This is a genomic window from Pseudomonas sp. BE134, assembly GCF_031456105.1.
Classification (GTDB): domain Bacteria; phylum Pseudomonadota; class Gammaproteobacteria; order Pseudomonadales; family Pseudomonadaceae; genus Aquipseudomonas.
In genome coordinates, this window is the sequence record NZ_JAVDUA010000009.1 from 28,833 (window position 1) to 46,698 (window position 17,866).

At 52.8% G+C, this 17,866-nt stretch carries 16 protein-coding genes; 6 read left to right on the top strand and 10 right to left on the bottom strand.

Features of this window, described 5'->3' with window-relative positions; all coding sequences use genetic code 11:
• Positions 1-565: 565 nt before the first annotated feature.
• From J2Y56_RS09635 to J2Y56_RS09650, 4 genes are all read left to right on the top strand, one after another.
• Positions 566-775, top strand: a complete 210-nt coding sequence (locus J2Y56_RS09635; protein ID WP_310349883.1) for a hypothetical protein — start codon at positions 566-568, stop codon at positions 773-775.
• A 36-nt stretch (positions 776-811) separates the two neighbouring features.
• Entirely contained in the window at positions 812-1,576 is a 765-nt protein-coding gene (yddG, locus tag J2Y56_RS09640; protein WP_310349884.1) for an aromatic amino acid DMT transporter YddG, read from the top strand.
• Positions 1,577-1,622: 46 nt separating this feature from the next.
• Entirely contained in the window at positions 1,623-1,901 is a 279-nt protein-coding gene (locus J2Y56_RS09645) for an AzlC family ABC transporter permease (RefSeq protein ID WP_310349886.1), read from the top strand.
• Between the two features lie 176 nt (positions 1,902-2,077).
• The gene (locus J2Y56_RS09650) at positions 2,078-3,229 is read left to right on the top strand and encodes an MFS transporter (RefSeq protein ID WP_122556983.1); all 1,152 of its coding nucleotides are present in this window, start codon (positions 2,078-2,080) and stop codon (positions 3,227-3,229) included.
• 393 nt (positions 3,230-3,622) lie between these two features.
• On the opposite strand, the gene J2Y56_RS09655 is transcribed toward J2Y56_RS09650, so the two are convergent.
• A complete protein-coding gene (locus J2Y56_RS09655; RefSeq protein ID WP_122556982.1) occupies positions 3,623-4,240 on the bottom strand; it encodes a TetR/AcrR family transcriptional regulator in 618 nt (205 codons plus the stop codon).
• 134 nt (positions 4,241-4,374) lie between these two features.
• On the opposite strand from J2Y56_RS09655, the gene J2Y56_RS09660 reads away from it, so the two are divergent.
• Complete coding sequence (locus J2Y56_RS09660) at positions 4,375-4,815, top strand: hotdog fold domain-containing protein (protein ID WP_310349890.1); 441 nt, start codon at positions 4,375-4,377, stop codon at positions 4,813-4,815.
• Positions 4,816-5,107: 292 nt separating this feature from the next.
• On the opposite strand, the gene J2Y56_RS09665 is transcribed toward J2Y56_RS09660, so the two are convergent.
• From J2Y56_RS09665 to J2Y56_RS09695, 7 genes are all read right to left on the bottom strand, one after another.
• A complete protein-coding gene (locus tag J2Y56_RS09665) occupies positions 5,108-6,616 on the bottom strand; it encodes a tripartite tricarboxylate transporter permease (protein ID WP_310349892.1) in 1,509 nt (502 codons plus the stop codon).
• Positions 6,617-6,639: 23 nt separating this feature from the next.
• Positions 6,640-7,134, bottom strand: a complete 495-nt coding sequence (locus J2Y56_RS09670; RefSeq protein ID WP_095056228.1) for a tripartite tricarboxylate transporter TctB family protein — start codon at positions 7,132-7,134, stop codon at positions 6,640-6,642.
• A 1-nt stretch (position 7,135) separates the two neighbouring features.
• Entirely contained in the window at positions 7,136-8,107 is a 972-nt protein-coding gene (locus J2Y56_RS09675) for a tripartite tricarboxylate transporter substrate-binding protein (protein WP_310349894.1), read from the bottom strand.
• Positions 8,108-8,234: 127 nt separating this feature from the next.
• Positions 8,235-8,966 (bottom strand): ABC transporter substrate-binding protein, encoded by a 732-nt coding sequence (locus tag J2Y56_RS09680; protein ID WP_310349983.1) that lies wholly within the window; start codon positions 8,964-8,966, stop codon positions 8,235-8,237.
• A gap of 2 nt (positions 8,967-8,968) precedes the next feature.
• Complete coding sequence (locus J2Y56_RS09685) at positions 8,969-9,676, bottom strand: TerC family protein (RefSeq protein ID WP_310349896.1); 708 nt, start codon at positions 9,674-9,676, stop codon at positions 8,969-8,971.
• A gap of 116 nt (positions 9,677-9,792) precedes the next feature.
• Positions 9,793-12,564: an aconitate hydratase AcnA gene (acnA, locus tag J2Y56_RS09690; RefSeq protein WP_310349898.1), complete on the bottom strand. Its 2,772-nt coding sequence runs from the start codon at positions 12,562-12,564 to the stop codon at positions 9,793-9,795.
• A gap of 177 nt (positions 12,565-12,741) precedes the next feature.
• Complete coding sequence (locus J2Y56_RS09695) at positions 12,742-13,647, bottom strand: GntR family transcriptional regulator (RefSeq protein WP_310349899.1); 906 nt, start codon at positions 13,645-13,647, stop codon at positions 12,742-12,744.
• A 168-nt stretch (positions 13,648-13,815) separates the two neighbouring features.
• Here J2Y56_RS09695 and prpF point away from each other — a divergent pair, with 168 nt between their 5' ends.
• Positions 13,816-14,988, top strand: coding sequence for a 2-methylaconitate cis-trans isomerase PrpF (gene prpF, locus J2Y56_RS09700; RefSeq protein WP_310349901.1), 1,173 nt, complete (start codon positions 13,816-13,818; stop codon positions 14,986-14,988).
• 102 nt (positions 14,989-15,090) lie between these two features.
• Here prpF and J2Y56_RS09705 read toward each other — a convergent pair whose 3' ends face one another.
• On the bottom strand, positions 15,091-16,155 hold the full coding sequence (locus tag J2Y56_RS09705; RefSeq protein WP_310349903.1) for an AbrB family transcriptional regulator: 1,065 nt from the start codon (positions 16,153-16,155) through the stop codon (positions 15,091-15,093).
• A 262-nt stretch (positions 16,156-16,417) separates the two neighbouring features.
• Positions 16,418-17,860: an NADP-dependent succinate-semialdehyde dehydrogenase gene (gene gabD, locus J2Y56_RS09710; protein WP_310349905.1), complete on the bottom strand. Its 1,443-nt coding sequence runs from the start codon at positions 17,858-17,860 to the stop codon at positions 16,418-16,420.
• Positions 17,861-17,866: the final 6 nt, after the last annotated feature.

Below are 17,866 nucleotides of genomic sequence, written 5' to 3' on the forward strand. Positions count from 1 at the left end.
AGGCACACCAAAAGTTCAGCCGGGCCCAGTTGGCCCGAAGTAGCGACTTTAGGGGAAATGGCTCAACACGGCACCTACTACTAAACCGTCCTTCCCGCGATGAGAGGCACGGTGTACCGTCATAAATTGTCTCAGCTTAAGCCCGTTCCGTTCTTGAAAACGTCTCGTTTTGCCGGTACTTGTAAGCCACCAATGTCATGCACGGAAAGCAACCATGCACGCAAGATTCAGAGTCATTGAAACCACCACGCTGGACGATGGCAGCAAGCGATACAGAGTCGTCGATCTTGTAGAGGGAGGGTCAGCCAGCAGGCATGGCGTATTCAAAGTCAGGACGGAGGCAGAGGCTGTTTGTTCGACATTAAATGCTCAATATCCGAAGCAGTTAGGAATGCGTGATCCTGCACCGAGCATTACCTACTGAGCAGGTACGGTATCTCTCTCGTTACCATCCGGTGCTGATCGGAGATCTGGTTACTATTGAACCGGTGATCTTAGACACCAGGTAGCTGGAACGGGAATAACGTCCGCCTGCTACGCTACCCTCTTTCACGGAGGAATCGCGATGCCAAATTCAGACCTGCTCCCTTCTCTACTCTTCAAGATCAATCAAAACCAACTCGCCCTCGAAGCCGCGATCATGGAGCTGACACTCTGGGTCGAGCAACGCGGATCAGCGGAGGTCGCCGGCAACGTTCGTGGTGCTTTGGACACAATCAGCAGGAACGAAGAATTCATCGACATAACGCTTGCTGTGCTCATGACGCCTGAGTGATCTGGTCGACCTCCCCATCGAGGATGACCCTCAGGATTGTCGAAAGAAGTCACAGCACGCGGGGCTAAACTGCTACTTCGCGCAGCAGCTCTTCTAGATCAGGGGGAAACGCGCGGACTCATTGCCACCAACCGCCACCAGGCCATTCAGCTCGGGGTGGTGAATAACCTCTGGCCTTGCATGACCGTACTACTTGCCATGTTGATGAACGGACAAAAGGCGCGCTGGATTATTGCGCCAGGCACAGCTTTGGCGATCTTCGGAATTCTCTGGGTGGTGAGCACCGAAGGACTATCCTTATCAAGCGTTGTGGCCAATGCTGAATCCAATCCCTTGAGTTACAGCTTGGCATTAGGCGGCGCGGTCATCTTCGCGTTGTACTGTAACGTCACGCGACGCTATGCCGGCGGACAAAATCTAATTGTGCTTTTTTTCATTCTCACGGCCGGCGCTCTGTGGGTGAAATACTCTTTCAGCCATGAGGTAATTCCTGAGTTCACCTTGAGCAGTAGCTTGGAGCTCGTCGCCGCCAGTGCATCAATGGCGGGTGGTTATGCCCTCTGGAACATCGGTATTTTGCGTGGAAACCTCACGCTACTGGCCACCGCGTCCTACTTTTCTCCAGTGCTCTCATCAGCATTCGCCGCAACGTGGCTGAGCGCTCAGTTGACTACTCAGTTCTGGCAGGGAGCAGTGATGGTTACTGTTGGCTCCCTCATCTGTTGGCAGGCGACTCGACAGCGTGCCACTTCACAAAGAGACTTACTCTGCGCTAAAGACTCGAAAATTGCGCGTTTATGAATACCGCCGCCGCTCGTTCACGCAGCTGGTTACCACTGGAGAAGACATGCAGTACCGAACCAAAATGGAAGCTTTTCTCGGCGGCGTATGGACTCTCACCCCATTGATTCCTGGCGTTATACCGTTTGGCCTAGTGACTGGTGTGATGGCAATCGAAATGGGAGTGTCCCCTGGCACAACCATGGGTATGACGTTGCTGTTCTACTCCGGGTCAGCTCAGATGAACACCTTCACTGCGGTATCGATGTCAGAGTCGCACTGTGATTTTTGTTGCTCTCCCAACCTATACAAGGATCAGCAGATGAAAGCTGCCAAATTGGGCTAGCCAATGTCGCTCTCGTACAACTGCTTTAGCAAGCCTGCCCATAATGTTTACCTCCTAGAGAACCGGGTGCTGAGTTCAGAATATCCGGAGGTCGTACTCATTGGGTTCCAGCCATTGATGCATGATCCGGCCGCCCTCCGCATGACTAGCATTACGCAGATAAGGATGACCAACAGATGAGTGCTTCCACCCCATCATTAGCCATTAGCAACAATTATGGTGAACGGGTTTCCACTCGCATCGTCTTCCTGATCACCGGACTCGTCATGTCTGCCTGGGCACCTCTGGTTCCACTCGCGAAGGAACGAACCGGCTTGGATGATGGTGGCTTGGGCTTACTGCTTCTCGGATTGGGGCTCGGATCTATCGCAGCAATGCCGTTCGCTGGACATCTCACAGCGCGCTATGGCTGTCGCCCAGTGATTGTCTGGTCAACTGTCGCACTATGCGCTGTGCTTACCCTCTTGAGCAGCATCGCTTGGTTACCAGCTCTTGTGCTGGCAGTACTCCTTTTCGGAGCCAGCATGGGCATGCTTGATTGCGCGATAAACATTCAATCAATAATCGTCGAAAAGAACAGCGGCGAGGCCCTGCAATCTGGCTTCCATGGCATGTACAGCGTGGGAGGCATCCTAGGCGCGGGAGCATTAACCGTACTGCTGAGTATCGGTCTCGATCCAATATTTTCCGTGCTATGCATCGTCGCCATCGTTATGGGGGCACTCTACAAAGCGATACCCACATTACTGACATACGGAACAGAACAGGACGGGCCAATTTTTGCGATGCCTAAAGGTATCGTCTTCCTGCTGGGGACTTTGTGCTTCATTGTATTTTTAACTGAAGGGGCAATGCTGGATTGGAGCGCGGTCTTCCTAGTGTCGAGCCGAGAAATGGAGCCCAATTTGGCAGGTCTGGGTTATGCCAGTTTCGCCGCAACGATGACGGTCGGTCGCCTTACAGGCGATGCGATCGTGCGCAAACTCGGCGGTGTGCGCGTAGTGGCCTTCGGAGGAGTTATTGCCGCCACTGGCATGATGGTGTCGCTTGGTTTCGATGGATGGCCAGCATCATTGATAGGCTATGCCTTACTTGGAATCGGTTGTTCGAACATTGTCCCAGTTCTTTTTACCGCAGTCGGGCGCCAAAACCGTATGCCTCAAAGGGTGGCGATACCGGCAGTTATTTCCATGGGCTACGCAGGCATCCTCATAGGGCCAGCAGTTATTGGTTTCGTCGCCCATCTAAGTACACTTTCCATTGCCTTGAGTGGCTTGGTATTTCTTCTGCTTTTTGTGAGCGCAACAGCGCGACTTCTGCGCTCTTAGCCGGAGCTCATCGGTCTTTTGTACCTCGTGTGGACGGCTATCAGATAGCCGGAATCTCCTCTTGAGAATTTGGTTGATTAAGTCGATAAGCTGCAAATAAATGGCGCCCTCAAACGACCCTTTTGCACTCAAACCTGGTCAGCCAGACTCAACGGTCGCGGAGCCGTATTCAGATTCCGACACCACCATCACAGTCTCCTCCTCGTCACGATACTGACGAAGATCGTTCAAACCAGGTTAACTCGCTTCCCACAACGCTTTGTCTTCCAATAGCCACTCATACGCGCATTGGTGTTGTTACCCCTGGAAGATACGCTTGGAAATTTGACGTGACCGTCAGCGTGCGCTGTCGATGATTTGGCCACCATCCGGAGTAAGGCTGTAACGCGTGCATCAGCTTTGCATGATCGAGCTCCACGCAGCCTTCGCGAGAAAATCACGGTACACCTTCGGACTTTTTTTGACTCTCCCGGAAAGCCAGGCACGCGAATAGCTTTCCGTCGCTCCGATGATGAGAGAGGGTATGAGTTCTGTGGGAAGGTGACTGAACAGCTCTTTTCTGCCCTCGATACTCATCCAGTCCAACAATTGCCTGTTGCGTTGTTTATTGCGTTCAAGCAATTCACCGTTGAACGGCCCATTAGAGACGGCGTAGCGACTCTGGAAAACAAAGCGAGCCCAATCCGGTTGGTCATCGACCCATTCAGCGTAGCTATGGATCAGAGCCGCTACACCCGCTTGAGCCGTCTGTGCTTTCTGCAAATAACTATCTCGCAGCGCAGCCTGATCTTCTAGCGCAGCGAAAAAAAGAGCGGCTACCAGACCCTCTTTACTGCCGAAGTGATGATAAATAGCGCCTACGCTCGTATCGCATTGAGCGCGAATGGTCTCGATGTTTGTGGCTTCGATGCCTACCTCGTTAAAGCAGGCAAGCGCTCGGCGCAGGATAGTGCGCTTGAGCTCGCTACGCCTTCCCGGATAGATACGCTCGATCAGATCAGTTGAATGCATGGGAGAAACGCCAAATGAAGCGGAGTGTATAGGGTGAGTGCACCGTAGAGAAAGCCTGGCTTGACAGTCCACAACTTAACAGAATATTGTTCTGTTACAGAATATTGTTCTGCAACCAGCCAAAAGGGTATCTCATGAGCCAAGCTCTAAGCATGTTCAATAGCGTAGGCCCCGCCGCGTTCAGCAATATGGCCTGCCAAATGGCACCTTACTTCAGCACGATCACCCCACAGATTTCAGAGCTGAGCCCAGGCCATGCAGTGGTAAACGTGCCGTTTCGCAAGGAAATCACCAACCATCTGGCATCTGTGCATGCGATAGCCCTGTGCAACGCAGCCGAGTTAGCGGGCGGAATGATGACTGACGCTTCGATTCCTTCAGGCGCCAAATGGATTCCGAAAGGCATGACTGTTGAATATCTTGCGAAAGCAAAATCGAGCATTCGCGCGGTTGCCGATGGCAGTGGCATTGATTGGGAAACCGGAGGCGACAAGTTCGTCCCGGTTGATATTTTCGACGAGGGTGGCGTGAAAGTTTTCACTGCCAAAATCACGATGAATGTGAAAATCGCCTAGGGCTTTTCGATTAGCTCGATGTTTGCCGAGCCACATCGGTCGTCCTACGAATATGATGACGTCCGCTTCGGATCAGTAGCTCACCGTCTACAAAATTCAACTTGGGCGAAACTGTTGGAACGACTCTGTGAATGGAGCAAGGGCCCTAATAGGGCCCTTTTGTACTCAAACCAAGATCACTTGGTCAGCCAAGACTTTATTAACAGCCTTCATGGCATGAGGGAGTTCCCAGACAATAGTCGGCTGCGTTCTGTAAAAGCAGGCAGCCTTTCGGCAGCCCCTAAACTTGGACTTAATCGTCTTCCTGTAGCCTGATTCCTCGAGAATGAAGCACGTAAGGAACGAGCAGTACCAACAGCGTAATCGCGAGGAAAGCAGCAGAAATAGGCTGCGTGATAAATATCGTCCAGTCCCCCTGACTGATAGACAGTGCATTCCGAAGTTGCTTTTCCGCCATTGGGCCCAGCAGCATGCCTACGATGACAGGCGCTATAGGAAAGTCGAACCGTCGCATCAACACCCCAATCCAGCCGATCAATAACATCAGCATCAGATCGAATGAAGAGTGGCGCATGCCATACACACCGATGGTGGCAAAGACAAGGATCCCAGCGTTCAAATATGGCCGAGGGATCTGAAGCAATTTCACCCACAGGCCGACCAGGGGAAGGTTCAAAACGAGAAGTATCAGGTTGCCAATATACAGAGAGGCGATGAGCGTCCAGACCAGGTCTCCGGAGGTCTGGAATAGCATTGGGCCCGGCTGCAAGTTGTAGTTCTGAAAAGCTGCCAACAAAATCGCCGCCGTAGCCGAGGTAGGAATGCCTAGCGTCAGCAATGGAACCAGTGATCCAGTAGCGCTCGCGTTGTTAGCAGCCTCGGGGCCTGCGACCCCTTCGATGGCCCCCTTGCCTTTACTGGCTGCAAATTCTTCGGGGTACTTGCTCAGTTTCCTTTCTGCAGAGTATGAAAGAAAAGTTGGAATCTCAGCACCGCCGGCAGGGATGGAACCGAAAGGAAAGCCGATCATGGTTCCTCGAATCCAGGCAGGAATAGATCGCTTCCAATCAGAGCGCGTCATCCATAACGACGTCATACGATGCCGACCAGCGTCCTCCTCTTTTTGATAAAGAAGACTGTATAACGCCTCTCCCACAGCAAACAAACCAACAGCCACCAGCACCACTTCAATGCCATCGACCATCTCCGGCACACTCATGGTGTATCGCGCAATCCCCGAAGTGGAACCCAACCCAATTAACCCGATGGTCAGTCCAATACCTAGTGATGCGAATCCTCGCAGCATTGAGGCACCTAGCACCGCTGATACAGTGGTGAAGGACAACACCAGAATCGCAAAATACTCGGCAGGGCCAAATTTCAGCGCCAGTGTCGCGACTATTGGCGCAAAAAGGGTCAGCAGTAACGTTGCGATTGTGCCAGCGACAAAAGACCCTATCGCCGCCGTCGCCAACGCAGGGCCCGCGCGTCCATTGCGGGCCATGAGATTGCCTTCCAACGCCGTAACCATGGAGGATGACTCGCCCGGCGTATTGAGCAGAATCGAAGTAGTAGATCCTCCGAATTGAGCGCCGTAGTAGATACCCCCAAACATGATTAAGGCACCCGTAGGGTCGACCTTCGCTGTAATTGGCAGCAGTAATGCCACGGTCAATGCAGGGCCGATACCTGGCAGCACTCCGATGGCAGTACCGAGTAGGCAGCCAATAAAGCCCCACACCAAATTGATTGGATCAAACGCGGATGCAAAGCCTGATGCCAAGCTTAAGAGAATTTCCACCTCATAATCTCCTTCTGCCTAAGTCAAATCCAGGCGTTGATTAGGGGCGGAAGGGAAACCCCTAGCCCAGCATTGAAAAGCCAATAAATCGGCAGCGTTAGAGCGATTCCGATAGCGAGATCTCGAACCGGACGTCCGCTACCAAATCCCCGAGCAGAACAAACGAAAAGAAGAGCAGCAGCCAATACAAATCCGATGATGTTGATGAGCAAGGCGATCGACACCAATCCTCCGGTCACCCAAGCCGCACCAGCTTTGCCGCCTGACAGCGCTTGTCTTGTTTTATCGCTACCGCCGGGCAGCTCTTGAAAGCCACCAAAAGCCGCCTGGCGACAAAGCAGTAATCCAACGCTTCCAAGAAACAACGAAACGGCATAGGGGTAGACATAAGCGCTCAGGATCACAAAGCCTCGCTCAGGAGGAAATCGAAAGGCACCGACGGCCAATATCAAACAGATTGCAATTAGACCTGCTCCGATTGCCAGCTGAGCCGGCGATACTTGTCTTGACCAGGCCATATCAAAGCAGCCCAACAGTAACCAACATGGCACGAAGACGAGTATGTTCATCATCGACAAACTTGCCGAACTCATCGCCAGTCAGGACGCTAGGTGTCCATGCATTCGCTTTGACATTGTCTTGCCAGACGCTGCTATCAACCGAGGTTAAAACCGCGTCGGTGACTTCTTTACGCTGCTCTGGACTCAGGTTCGCCGCGCCATATACTCCACGCCAGTTACCGATAATCACGTCGTAGCCTTTTTCTTTTAACGTTGGAGCATCGATACCGGCAACGCGCTCTGGAGCACCAACGGCGAGCAGACGGAACTGCTTGGTCTGAACGTATTTGGCGAGTTCCGCGTAGCCGCCAGTGATCACCGTGATGTGACCACCTAACGTCGCGGCAACGACTTCGCCGCCACCTGCGTAGGCAACGTAATTCACTTTGTTGATCGGAATGTCCATTTTGCCTGCCAACTCAGCGATGCCTATGTGGTCAATCGACCCCTTGGAGCCACCACCCCATTTGATGTTGGATGGATTGGCTTTGAAGTCCTTCAGCAAATCTTCGAGGGTTTTGTAAGGCGACTCCGCACGAACCGCGAAGACGTTGTACTCCGTGAACAAACGGGCGATGGGTGTCACATCTTTCATGGTGATCTGAGGCTTGTTCTGCTCTTCCGCAGTGACCATGATCGCACCGACCACGAGCAGTGCATTTGGATCACCTTTGGTGCTGTTGGCAAATTGCGCAAGCCCCAAAGTGCCCCCGGCCCCACCCTTATTTTCGAATGTGATGGACTTCGCCGCGCTGGATTCTATTAAGGCTTTACCCAAGATCCGACCTGTCTGGTCGTACCCGCCTCCAACTGAACCTGGAGCCATGAATTTCACTGTATCCAAAGCCATAGCGGAGGTTGTGAGCGTTGCAGCAGCAACGGCTGCAAGAAGCGTCATAGAGCAACTGTAACGACGGATTGGATTGAACATGCTGTTTCTCCCGATACTATTGTTTTTGTTGGTGCCGGTTGAACTTCGTCCAGGGAGTGACCCCTGCTTTAACAACGGAAAGCAGTTTTATAAACATTTATTTGAGGATTTTTTACTTGGCCAAAAACTAACAATTAGGCGGTACGTGCACTTCTCCTTGACCGCTTTTCGATAACGACTCGGCAACAAATCCACTCCCTATGTGGCGCTGAATAAAATCCTGCACATATGCCGCTGCATGCGTTCTTTCAATAGGGATTGCCATGGCTTGCCGGATTTGCGTGAAGCTATCGGGCAGTACTCGCACTTCGTCATTCTGAAGGGCGAATTGCTCAAGTGGTTGCCTCACACCGGCAGCTGCATCAAGACGTTCGGCAAGAAAAATATCAACGGCGCCTGCTGAGGTAGGAGCGCGAACGAGTGTGGCATTGCTCAAGGTGCGGGACAGATAAAGGTCGTAAGCAGCACCTTTTCCAACGCCAATAGTGACGCCTGATTTATCTAGATCAGCTACTCCCTGAAACCCACTGTCGGTTTTGACTAAATAGGTTCCTTCGATGATGACGTAGGGTTTTGAAAAGGCAATTTTTTCGGCCCTGACAGGTTCGATGGCAAGGAAAGCAAGATCCCATTCACCCACCTCAAGTGCTTCAAACACCTTACCCGCTGCATCATATGCATGAAGCTTTGCGGGCACGTCCAACTCCGATGCGAACGCTCTGGCTAAATCGACGGAGACGCCTTTCAACTTTCCATCGCCATCTCTCTGTGCCAGCACTGGATTGCCCAGGTTTATTGCTACGCGGAGATGGCCCAAGGGCGCCAGGCTGTTTTTAACATCCGACATATCGAAAGACATATTCATTCGCTCCTCTCGCAATTTAGTATTTGCTGGGGCGTAGTTTCTCGAACACGCGCGATGATTTTCCCAACAACCAAAATCATCAGCGCGCCAGCCAAGCCGGCAACATAGCGCGACCATTCTGGAAGTGCGGGTAGGCTGATATCAGTGAAAGCCATGCTGCCCGCAATCCATCCGAGCAAAGCTGCACCTAGCGTTATCACTACAGGGAACCGATCCATGAAATGCAACACAAGTTTGCTGCCCCAAATAATGATTGGGATGCTTATTACGATGCCGAAAATAACCAACTCAAGGCTGCCACCAGAGGCACCTGCCACGGCAACGACGTTATCCAAACTCATCACCGCATCGGCGACAATAATTGTTTTGATCGCGCCGAAAAGCTGAGGGCTTGCGGTTAAATTGTCGTGGGCATCCTCTTGTTCTGGAATGAGCAATTTGACGCCGACCCACAACAATAGAGCTGCGCCAACAAGTTTAAGGTAGGGCAATTCGAGAAGCTGCAAGGCGAAAAATATCATCGCAATCCGCAGCAAAATCGCACCCATTGCGCCACCCAAAATGGCTCGATTGCGCTGTGCCTCCGGCAATTTCCGACATGCCAACGCGATGACTACTGCGTTGTCACCGCCCAGTAGAATATCTATCGCGATGATTTGTAGAATCGCTAACCAGATACCAGGTGTATTCAAAAGCTCAATCAAGACATGCTCCTTGATTCAACGGTTGAGTTTTCTAGGATCGCCAAAGTGAACTTGGCCCAATGCTTTTTCACGCCTAGTGGTCACGGGTGAAGATGCATCCCACCTGCTTCATTTACTTAAGCGTTGATCGCGCAACTCTCGCGCTCTTGATCGTTAGAGGAAGGCTCCAGCAGGCTCGACAATACGTAAGGGAGAATTCCGCCATTAGCGAAGTAGGTAGCTTCGATAGCCGTATCGATGCGCGCTAACAGAGTGACATCCTGCTGACTGCCATCCTTTCGATGGATTCGCAGGGTCACGTCCTGGGTTGGCTGGACGCCAGACTCCACGCCCAATATGTCGAAAGACTCTGTGCCATTTAGCCTGAGCGAAGCCGCATCCTCTCCATTTTTGAATTGCAAAGGCAAAACACCCAAGCCTGCCAAATTACTGCGGTGTATACGCTCGAAGCTTTTCGCAATCACAGCTCGCACACCTAGAAGTCGCGTGCCTTTCGCAGCCCAATCACGACTCGAACCCGTGCCGTATTCTTCACCGGCGAAAATGAGGACAGGAGTTTCGTTTGCCAAATACGTCCGGGAGGCATCAAACAACGACGCTCTTTCCCCCGTCGGTTGCAACACGGTATAGGGGCCTTCATCAGCGGATCCGTCAGCACGTGTCGGTAGCATCAGATTCTTCAATCGGACGTTGGCAAATGTTCCGCGCACCATCACTTCGAAATGCCCACGACGAGCACCGTAAGTGTTGAAGTCCTTCGGATCTACGCCATGCTCGGTAAGCCATTGACCAGCACTAGAATCAGCAGCAATAGAACCTGCTGGGCTGATGTGATCAGTGGTGATGGAGTCACCCAAAATTGCTAACGCGCGGGCGGCAATGATCGGGCGAGCGGCTTGCTCAGTGTCGAAAAAATCAGGTTCCGCTGCGTAGGTGGACTCTGGCCAATCGTACACCTCACCCTCCGTGGTCTTGATGGCATTCCATAGATCGTGGTCACGCGTCAGGTCTGCATAGAGACTCTTGTAGAGCTCTGCATTGGCCGCTTTGACGCTCAACGCTTTGATTTCGTCGTTGGTAGGCCAGATATCGGCAAGCAGGATCGGCTGTCCATTAGCGTCGTGGCCTAGAGGCTCAGTGGTCAAATCACAACGTGTGGTTCCTGCCAAGGCAAACGCGACAACGAGTGGTGGACTGGCGAGAAAGTTTGCACGCAAATTCCCGTGAATCCGAGCTTCGAAATTGCGATTGCCAGACAACACAGCGCTGCATACCAAATCCTGGCCTACGACGACTTTTTCCAGCGCAGAATCAAGTGGGCCAATGTTGCCGACACACGCACCACAGCCATAGGCTGCAATATCGAATCCCAGCTGACTCAGTGGCTCGATCAGACCTGCATCTTGCAGGTACGCCGTTACTACGCGGGAGCCTGGTGTGAACAGCGTTTTGACCCATGGCTTGGCAACGAGTCCTTTCTGAACAGCCTTCTGGGCCAAGAGGCCAGCTGCAATTAGCAACTCAGGGTTCGAGGTATTAGTGCAAGACGTAATCGCAGCAACCAAGACATGGCCATGCCCGACCTCATAGTCTTGAGCAGGGCCAGGGGCACCCGCAGGCAACGCGTGAACGGTGTAGTGTTCTTCCAGTTGCGCTGGCGATTTGGCGTAGCCGCCACTTTTGGCATCCTGCAGCATCACCTCATCAAATCGACGTCCCAAAGCCACCAGATCGACACGATCCTGTGGACGCTTTGGGCCCGAAACACTGGGAACTATGCGATCAAGATCAACAGTAATGACCGATGAGTAGTCAATAGTGCCCGGCGCAGGTGAACCAAACAGTTCTTGTACCTCGAAGTATTTACGGATCAGCTCTACCTGCTGAGCACTACGTCCCGTTTGCGCGTAGTAATCAAGAGTCTTTTCGTCAACCGGGAAGAAGCCACTGGTGGCTCCATACTCAGGTGCCATGTTTGCAATAGTGGCGCGATCAGTCGCACTGAGGGAGCTGGCACCCTCACCAAAAAACTCGACTAACTTACCCACCACCTTCGCTGCACGAAGTGTTTGGGTTATCTGAAGGACTGCGTCGGTTGCAGTAACGCCTGCGCGCAATGCACCTTTGAGTTCGACACCAATCACGTCGGGCATCAGAATGTATACCGGCTGACCGAGCATGCCCGCTTCAGCCTCGATGCCACCAACGCCCCAACCGAGCACGCCGATACCATTAATCATGGTGGTATGGCTGTCTGTTCCTACAAGGGTGTCCGGATAGACCACGCCATTATTTTCGATTACGCCCTGAGCCAAATATTCAAGGTTGATTTGATGGCAAATACCTATGCCCGGCGGAATAACTTTGAAAGTCTCAAATGCCTGCATGCCCCACTTCATCAGCTCATAGCGCTCTCTGTTGCGCTTGAATTCAACCTCCATGTTCTGACGTAGCGCATTGGGAACATTGGAAAACTCGGTTTGCACTGAGTGATCCACCACCAAATGAACAGGCACCAATGGCTCAATAGCCTTGGGATTCGCGCCACGTTTTTTCGCCTGACTGCGCATAGCAGCCAGGTCGGTCAGTAAAGGAATACCGGTGAAGTCTTGAAGTAAAACACGGCCCACCACAAATGGAATCTCACGCTCACGGCTTTCCTGCGGCTGCCATGAGGCCAGGTCGTCAACATGAGAAGCCAAAACCTTGGTGCCATCGCAATTGCGCAGCACAGACTCCAACAGTATTCGTATCACTACAGGTAAGCGACCCAACAGCGGATACCCTTCTGCCTGTAAATCAGCCAGAGAATGGTAACGGTGCACTCGCCCATCGGACGTCTCAAAGGTTTGCAGACGCTTAATCGCAGGAAAGGTTGAGTCGGTCATCAGGCTTCTCTCAGGCTCTAATTGTTTATTTTTATTAAGAAACACAATTAGAGTAGAGCTGACATATTGATTTTGTCAACGCAGAAACGCAATTAAGGACGAAAGGCGCAAAAAAGGCCGCGAAAGGCGGCCTTTGAGCTTTGATGAGATGGTGCTGAGCTTCAGTTTCAGTAGGTTTTAGGTTGGCTCTCGATCGAAGACGGCAGAGACAGCCTTTTTACGCCAAGCGCCTTCAATGTGCTGGCGCATGAAGCTCGCAGCCCCCAGATTGTCGCCCTTCTCGATAGCTTCAAGAATCGATAAATGTTCCTGTGCTAGCGCCTGGCGCGGAAGGTCATGCTTGGTCTGCCGATATTCAGCCAATCGACGAACCTGATCAAGACGTCGCAAGGTCTGTAAAGCGAATCGGTTGCCAGACCATTCTGCAATCGTTTCATGAAATTTTGCATTGGATTCAAACCGCTCGATGGCGCTCATGGTCATATAACCACCGTCCAGGATCGCCTGCTGCTCCTTTCGCAGTGCATGCAATTGATCCATGTCAGGCTTGAATTTAGAGCTCAGAATACCCGCCGGTTCAATGGCCAGACGTAGCGAGTACATGTCTTCATACGCTTCCAAAGAATCAATCATCGGCAAAAAGCGCCACCCATAACCAACCTCTTTCTCCACCCATCCTTCGCTCTGCGCGCGTGCGAGAATTTTACCGATTTCACTCCGTGAAGCACCCAATTCACGGGTTAAATCTGCCTCGGTGACCGACTCCGGCACAGTACCGTGGAATCTCGCATTGGCGAGCTTCAAGTAAAGCGGATCATCTGTCTCAGTTAAATGAGATAGAACCTCCGGAGTCAGGCTGTCGACGTCGCCGTGGATGTGGAAGCCCCGATTTTTGTCATACCGCATCAAACCGGCTGTCACCAGGCACTCGAGAGCCACCTTGATCGGTGAGCGCGAGGTACCAATTAGCTTAGCAAGCGTCCATTCCGGCAAGTGGGTACCTACGGGCAACCGCTCTCTACGGACGTAATTGATGATTTCCCGCAGCGCCTTGCGCTGACTGTTGGTCAAATCCTGAGTCATGTCTGTTGGCTTGGCTGATCTAAAGGCATTGGGAGCAGCAAATATACACGGTAGGGCAGCGCTGTGGTGAAAAGCGCAAATTCATCCGACAATCGAGACGGTGGAATTATTGTGTTTTATAAGGTAAAAACGCAATATAGGATTTCACGACCCAACAGGAGCTTCCCAATGCCACAAGTAGCCTATCCAGCCGTATTTATGCGAGGCGGCACCAGCAAAGGCGTTTTCTTTCGAACTGATTGGCTGCCATCTGATGTCATCGAGCGCGACCGCATCCTGTTAAGGGTCATTGGCAGTCCAGATCCTTATGGTCAACAAATTGATGGCATGGGTGGCGCTACCTCTAGCACGAGCAAAGTGGTGCTGATCAATCGCTCCGACCGGGAGGATTGCGATGTCGATTACCGATTTGGCCAAGTAGCGATTGATCAGCCTGTCATCGATTGGTCGGGCAACTGCGGAAACCTCACTTCCGCCGTCGGCTTATTTGCGATTGCGGAAGGCTTGGTGGATGCACCTACCGACGGCATAGCTGTAGTTAAAATTTGGCAGGCCAACATCAACTCAAAAATCATTGCCCACGTGCCAATGAGAGATGGGCAGGTAGTTGAGGAAGGTGACTTCGAGCTGGACGGCGTAACGTTCCCTTCTGCAGAAATCAAAATCGAGTTCCTTGATCCAGGCGCGGGCGAAGACGAAGAGGGAGGCCGCATGTTCCCGACGGGCAACCCTATCGATACCCTCTCAGTTCCGGGAGTCGGCGATGTAGAAATGACCATGATCAACGCTGGTAACCCTGCGATTTTCATTCGGGCGAGTGTGTTGGGATTGCAAGGAAACGAGCTGCAAAAAGATGTAAACGGTGACCACGAATTGCTGGCTAAGGCCGAAGCAATTCGAGCTCATGCAGCAGTCCGAATGGGGCTTGCTGCGACCGCTGCAGAAGCGACCTTGAAACGCCCGCATACTCCTAAGCTTTCCTTTGTCGCGGAACCATCTGCCTATACAGCGGTAAACGGCAAACAAATTGATCCATCTACTTTAGATCTGAACGCGCGGATCTTCTCCATGGGCAAGCTGCATCATGCCATGACAGGCACTGGAGCAGTGGCGATCGCGGTCGCCTCTATCATTCCAGGAACCGTGTTGAATCGACTGAATCCAGATTCGATTGGCAGACAGATTCATTTTGGCCACCCATCAGGAAGTCTTGCTGTTGGCGCCGAAGCTATAGAGCAAGACGGTGTTTGGACGGTATCGAAAGCCGTGATGAGTCGATCTGCTCGCCGGCTGATGATCGGGCAAGTACTGGTTCCTTCGGACATAGTTTCGGCGTCCTGAATCCGTGATGCGCGAACCACTAATAGCGACTGAACTCGCTGTTAGTGGTGCGTTTTACCATCAATAGCTGAATGAACTGTTCGTCCCCGAACTGCGACACCTTCACTGTGTCTTTGCCTTGTCCTTTCGTTGCCAGTAGCGAAAAAGGGGTTCGGCCAAGAACAACACCAGTACCAACCGAAGGGTTTGCATCGCCGTCACCAGCGGTACAGACAGTTGCAAAGTTTCCGCCGTCAAGCTCATCTCCGCGATGCCTCCAGGCATCATGCCCAGCGTCAAGGAACGAAAATCGAGCCACGTAAGCCATCCAAGTCCTGCGGCGGCGGCTCCCGCTATGATTATCATCAAGCAGGTAGATAAAAAGCTGCGCGCTAAAAAACCTGGCGCATCTCTAAAGAAAGATCTCTCGAAGAAGCATCCAAGACTGCTCCCGATCATCAACTGTCCAAACTGACTGGCTCCCGTGGGTAAAGCCAAATGCAAATCAAACCAGACGCTCGCGCAAGCGCTTACAAATATAGAGCCGAACATCCATGGATTTGGCTGTCGCATATATTGCAGCAGCCAACCTGCGACCCCGCCCAAGGGAAACAACACCAATAACCAGTAATAGCTAACTTCCGAATGGGAAGCCACGGCCACCCCTTCGCCCATGAAGAATTTGAAAGCAGCGGGAACGGTCAATACGACGATCACTACACGCAAGCTTTGAGCTGCCGCCACTTGGCTTAGCAGCGCACCGTTGCGCTGCCCCAGATTCACCATCTCCGCAGCCCCTCCGGGCATGGAAGAAAAGAATGCGGTCGCTCTGTCGTGCCCACTGGAACGCATTAACCAAACGGCAATGACACTCACCATGGTGGTAATTATTGCGCCGGCAACTATAGGGATGGAATAGTTTAGGATTTGCTCGATGACTGCCGCATTGAAATGCAGTCCGATACCCAAGCCCACCACCCACTGGCCAGCATTACGCCCACCAGGTAGAGGGGCGATCTGCCAAGGGCCGCAGCACTTAACCAGTATCACAGCGACAAGCGAGCCCACCATCCATGGCAAGGGCCAGTGCGCGTAACTCGCAAGAATCCCACCAATGATCCCTATCAGCGGGGTCGTCACAAATCTCGACCAATGGATTTCTGCCACGAGTATCCTCTTCACGAACATTGAGGGCGCATCCATCCGTGCCCTGATAATCTCTCGAATTGCTGAGAGCGGTAGACGAAGAGGAGCGATGCATTGTCCAAGTCGCTACTAAGGTGCCTACGAACGAAAGGAATATGAACTCTCAAAGCATCTGGTAGCGGACTGCGGGGTAAAAGCGAAGTGCTACTACCCCACAGGTGTGGCTGAAGAACGGGGATATTCAACGTCACACATTCGAATGCAAGCTCTCGAAGAGTCCAGATTTGTTAAACCTAGGACGCAGCTAGATCCCCAAGCAGAGATATTTGATTTCCAGATAATCTTCGATGCCGTATTTGGAACCTTCACGGCCCAGACCCGAGCTCTTGATGCCACCGAACGGAGCGACCTCATTGGAAATCAGACCGGTGTTGACGCCAACCATGCCGTATTCCAAAGCTTCAGCCACACGGAACACACGACCCAGGTCGCGAGCGTAGAAGTACGAGGCCAGTCCGAACTCGGTGTCATTCGACATCGCGATCACATCGGCTTCGTCTTTGAAGCGGAACAGCGGCGCTAATGGGCCGAAAGTTTCTTCCTTCGCCACGGCAGCGTTGTTTGGCACGTTGGTCAGGATGGTCGGCTCGAAGAAGTTGCCTTCCATCGACTTGCCGCCAAACAACACGGTGGCGCCTTTGGCAACAGCGTCAGCAATATGCTCTTGTACCTTGGCCACGGCTTTTTCATCGATCAACGGGCCAGTGGTAGTGCCCTCCTCCAGACCGTTACCAATCTGGAGTTTGGCCACAGCCACTCTCAGCTTCTCGGCGAACGCGTCGTAGACCGAATCCTGGATGTACAGGCGGTTGGCGCAAACGCAGGTCTGGCCGTTGTTGCGGTATTTGGAAATGATCGCGCCTTCGACCGCCTTATCCAGGTCGGCGTCGTCAAACACGATGAACGGCGCGTTGCCGCCCAGTTCCAGAGACACTTTCTTGATGTCCTTGGCGCATTCCGACATCAGTTGACGACCGATTTCGGTCGAACCGGTGAAGGACAGCTTGCGCACGATCGGGTTGCTGGTCAGCTCACTACCGATGTCGCCGGCGCTGCCGGACACCACGCTGAACACACCGGCAGGGATGCCGGCACGCTGGGCCAGTTCGGCCAGAGCAAAAGCGGAGAACGGCGTCTGCGAAGCAGGCTTGAGCACCATGGTGCAACCGGCGGCCAGGGCCGGGCCTGCTTTACGGGTGATCATGGCAGCCGGGAAGTTCCACGGGGTGATCGCGGCGGTCACGCCGATTGGCTGCTTAATCACGATCAGACGCTTGTCTGGCTGGTGACCTGGAATTACGTCACCGTAGATGCGCTTGGCTTCTTCGGCGAACCACTCGATGAACGAAGCAGCGTAAACGATTTCGCCCTTGGCTTCGGCCAGCGGCTTGCCCTGCTCGAGAGTCATCAGGCGAGCGAGGTCGTCCTGGTTTTCGATCATCAGCTCGAACCAGCGACGCAGCTTGCCTGCACGCTCTTTGGCGGTCAGTGCACGCCAGGCCGGCAGCGCTTTATCAGCGGCTTCGATGGCTCGGCGGGTTTCGGCAGCGCCCATTTTCGGCACAGTGCCCAGAATCTCGCCCGTTGCCGGGTTATAGACCTTGATCGTCTGACAATTGTCCGCATCAACCCAAGCGCCATTGATGAAGGCTTGCTGGCGGAAAAGGTTCGAATCATTGAATTGCATGGAGCA